This window comes from Rhodococcus sp. R1101, from assembly GCF_000278445.1.
Classification (GTDB): Bacteria; Actinomycetota; Actinomycetes; order Mycobacteriales; family Mycobacteriaceae; genus Rhodococcus; species Rhodococcus gordoniae.
The window spans coordinates 1-3,926 of the sequence record NZ_AJVB01000366.1; the positions used below are offsets into that span (position 1 = coordinate 1).

At 67.9% G+C, this 3,926-nt stretch carries 4 protein-coding genes; all 4 read right to left on the minus strand.

Going from position 1 to position 3,926, the window contains the following annotated elements:
• Window positions 1-121 precede the first annotated feature (121 nt).
• On the minus strand, window positions 122-907 hold the full coding sequence (gene tpiA, locus R1101_RS0117920; protein WP_016934731.1) for a triose-phosphate isomerase: 786 nt from the start codon (window positions 905-907) through the stop codon (window positions 122-124).
• 5 nt (window positions 908-912) lie between these two features.
• Entirely contained in the window at window positions 913-2,124 is a 1,212-nt protein-coding gene (locus R1101_RS0117925; protein WP_016934732.1) for a phosphoglycerate kinase, read from the minus strand.
• A 26-nt stretch (window positions 2,125-2,150) separates the two neighbouring features.
• Window positions 2,151-3,167, minus strand: a complete 1,017-nt coding sequence (gap, locus tag R1101_RS0117930; RefSeq protein ID WP_016934733.1) for a type I glyceraldehyde-3-phosphate dehydrogenase — start codon at window positions 3,165-3,167, stop codon at window positions 2,151-2,153.
• A 123-nt stretch (window positions 3,168-3,290) separates the two neighbouring features.
• The coding region (gene whiA / locus R1101_RS0117935) for a DNA-binding protein WhiA (RefSeq protein ID WP_016934734.1) at window positions 3,291-3,926 on the minus strand (636 nt) is incomplete at its 5' end.

Below are 3,926 nucleotides of genomic sequence, written 5' to 3' on the forward strand. Positions count from 1 at the left end.
GGGTGTGCCGGTGAGGGTCGCTGCGAGCACGATGCCGGGCGGGAAATCGACGTACAGAGGCGAAAAGCGGTGGAGTGCAGGATCTCGACGAGATCCTGCACTCCACCGCGATGTTCGTCGCTCAGAGCAGCGGACCGCCTGCGGCGATCGCCGACAGCTGAGCGAACTCGTCGGCCTTGAGGGAAGCGCCTCCCACGAGACCACCGTCGACATCGGACTGAGCGATGAGCTCGCCGACGTTCTTGGCGTTGACCGACCCGCCGTACAGGACGCGGACCGACGCCGCGACCTCGGGCGAGGCCAGCTCGGCGAGAGTGGTGCGCACCGCGGCGCACACCTCCTGGGCGTCGGCCGCCGAGGCGACCTTGCCCGTGCCGATGGCCCAGACCGGCTCGTACGCGACGACGATCTTCGCGATCTCGTCGGCGGACAGACCGGCGAGCGAGTTCTTCAACTGTTCGACGTTGTATTCGACGTGGTTGCCCGCTTCGCGGACGTCGAGACCTTCGCCGATGCAGACGATCGGCGTGAGGCCGTGCCGAAGCGCCGCCTTGGCCTTGTCGCGGACGATCTCGTCGGTCTCACCGTGCAGGGTGCGACGCTCCGAGTGCCCGACCACGACGTAGGTGCAGCCGAGCTTGGCGAGCATCGCACCGGAGATCTCTCCGGTGTAGGCGCCGGAGTCGTGGACCGACAGATCCTGCGCCCCGTAGGTGATGCCGAGCTTGTCGCCCTCGACGAGCGTCTGCACCGAGCGGATGTCGGTGAACGGCGGGATGACCGTCACGTCGACCTTCTCGAGGTACTTCTCGGGAAGGGTGAACGCGATCTTCTGCACCAGAGCGATGGCCTCGAGGTGGTTGAGGTTCATCTTCCAGTTGCCCGCGATGAGCGGTGTCCGTGCCATTCCCGTCAGCCCTCCAGAACCGAGATGCCGGGCAGTTCCTTGCCCTCGAGGTATTCGAGGGAGGCGCCGCCACCGGTGGAGATGTGCGAGAAACGGTCCTCACCGAGTCCGAGCGACCGCACGGCCGCAGCGGAGTCGCCGCCGCCGACGACGCTGAACGCGCCCTTTCCGGTGGCTTCGATGATCGCCTCCGCGACACCCTTCGTGCCTGCCGCGAAGTTCTCGAACTCGAACACGCCCATCGGGCCGTTCCAGAACACCGTCTTCGCGGAGCCGAGGAGCGAGGCGAAGCGCCGCACGGATTCCGGTCCGATGTCGAGGCCCATCCATCCGTCCGGGATGGAGTCGGCCGCGACGGTCTGCGACTGTGCGTCGGCCGCGAACTTGTCGGCCACCACCACGTCCTGCGGGATGTGGATGACGTCGCCGAACCGCTCGAGCAGCTGCTTGCAGGTGTCGATCATCGACTCCTCGAGCAGCGACGTGCCGACCGGACAACCCTGCGCGGCAAGGAAGGTGAAGCACATGCCGCCACCGATGACGAGCGTGTCGACCTTGGGCGCAAGCGCCTCGATGACCCCGAGCTTGTCGGAGACCTTCGAGCCGCCGAGCACCACGGCATAGGGCCGCTCGGTGTCGGTGGTGAGCTTGGCGAGCACCTCGACCTCGGCCGCGACGAGACCGCCCGCGTAATGCGGAAGCAGCGTCGCGACGTCGTAGACCGACGCCTGCTTGCGGTGCACGACACCGAAACCGTCGGAGACGAACGCGCCGTCGTCGCCGACGAGCTCGACGAGTTCGCGGGCGAAGGCGAGCCGCTCGGCGTCGTCCTTGCTGGTCTCGCGAGCGTCGAACCGGACGTTCTCGAGGAGGAGGATGTCGCCGTCGGTCAGGCCTTCGGAGCGTGCGAGCGCGTCCTGCCCGACGACGTCGCCGGCGAGCTGGACGTTGCGCCCGAGAACCTCACCGAGCTTCGCCGCGACGGGCGCGAGTGAGTACTTCGGATCCGGCTCGCCCTCGGGGCGGCCGAGGTGCGCGGTCACGACGACCTTGGCCCCGGCCTCCGCCAGCGTGCGGATGGTGGGCGCGGACGCGAGGATGCGGCCGGCGTCGGTGATCGTCTCGCCGTCGAGCGGGACGTTGAGGTCGGAGCGCACGAGCACGCCACGGCCCTCGACACCGGCGTCGAGCAGATCCTTCAGGGTCTGAACTGCCACTGTTCGGATGTCCTGTTCTGCGAGTGTCAGAGGGACTTGCCGACGAGACCGATGAGGTCTGCCAGACGGTTCGAGTAGCCCCACTCGTTGTCGTACCAGGAGACCACCTTGACCTGCTCGTCGATGACCTTGGTCAGCGGCGCGTCGAAGATCGACGAGTGCGGGTCGGTGACGATGTCCGAGGACACGATCGGGTCGGTGTTGTACTTCAGGATGCCCTTCAGCGGGCCCTCGGCAGCGGCCTTCAGCGCGGCATTGACCTCGTCGGCGGTGGCCTTCTTGGTGAGGGTCGCGGTGAGGTCGGTGACCGAGCCGGTCGGGACCGGGACGCGCAGCGCGTAGCCGTCGAGCTTGCCGAGCAGTTCGGGGAGTACCAGGCCGATGGCCTTGGCGGCGCCGGTGCCCGTGGGCACGATGTTCAGGGCGGCGGCGCGGGCGCGACGCAGATCCTTGTGCGGCGCGTCCTGGAGGTTCTGATCCTGGGTGTACGCGTGGATCGTGGTCATCAGCCCCTTCTCGATGCCGAACTCGTCGTTCAGCACCTTGGCGAGGGGGCCGAGGCAGTTCGTGGTGCACGAGGCGTTCGAGATGATGTTCTGCGAGCCGTCGTACTTGTCGTGGTTGACGCCCATGACGATGGTGATGTCCTCGTCGGTGGCGGGCGCCGAGATGATGACCTTCTTGGCACCGGCGTCGAGGTGACCCTTCGCCTTGGCAGCGTTGGTGAAGATGCCGGTGGATTCGACGACGACATCGACACCCAGGTCGCCCCAGGGCAGCGCGGAGGGGCCTTCCTTGATCTCGAGAGCCTTGATCTTCTGCTCGCCGACGATGATGTAGTCGCCCTCGACACGCACGTCCTTGTCGAGGCGACCCAGGATCGAGTCGTACTTCAGGAGCGTCGCGAGAGTGTCGTTGTCGGTGAGATCGTTGACGGCGACGATCTCGATGTCGGTGGTGCCGAGCGCCTTCTGCGCCTCGACCGCACGGAAGAAGTTACGCCCGATGCGTCCGAATCCGTTCACGCCTACGCGGACAGTCACAGTGAAGCTCCTTTGCCCTGAAATTTCGATGATTGTGCTGGTGTGACCCCTACCCTAGTGGGCTGTGGTCGTGCGGTGGGAGCCGCCCTGTCGTGGCGCGAACTCCGTTCCCAGCGTGCCCCGCTATGCCTCGTCCAGCAACTCAGCGGTGACGGCCGACTCCGTGTCGGGGATACCGAGTTCCTTCGCCCGTCGATCCGCCATCGACAGCAGGCGGCGGATCCTCCCTGCCACGGCGTCCTTGGTCATCGGCGGGTCCGCGAGCTGTCCGAGTTCCTCGAGGGACGCCTGGCGGTGCTTCACACGCAGCGATCCGGCGGCGGCGAGGTGGTCGGGCACGTCCTCTCCCAGGATCGCCAACGCCCGTTCGACCCGGGCCGCGGCTGCCACTGCGGCGCGTGCGGACCGGCGCAGATTGGCGTCGTCGAAATTGGCGAGGCGGTTCGCGGTCGCGCGCACCTCCCGGCGCATGCGGCGTTCCTCCCAGACCAGACGGGTGTCCTGGGCGCCCATGTGGGTGAGCAGCGCACCGATGGCCTCGCCGTCTCGGATCACGACGCGGTCGGCGCCGCGCACCTCGCGCGCCTTGGCGGTGACGCCGAGCCTGCGGGCCGCACCCACGAGCGCGAGGGCGGCCTCCGGGCCGGGACAGCTGACCTCGAGGGCCGAGGACCTGCCCGGTTCGGTGAGCGACCCGTGCGCGAGGAACGCCCCCCGCCAGGCCGCGGCGGAGTCGGAGACGCTGCCGCCGACCACCTG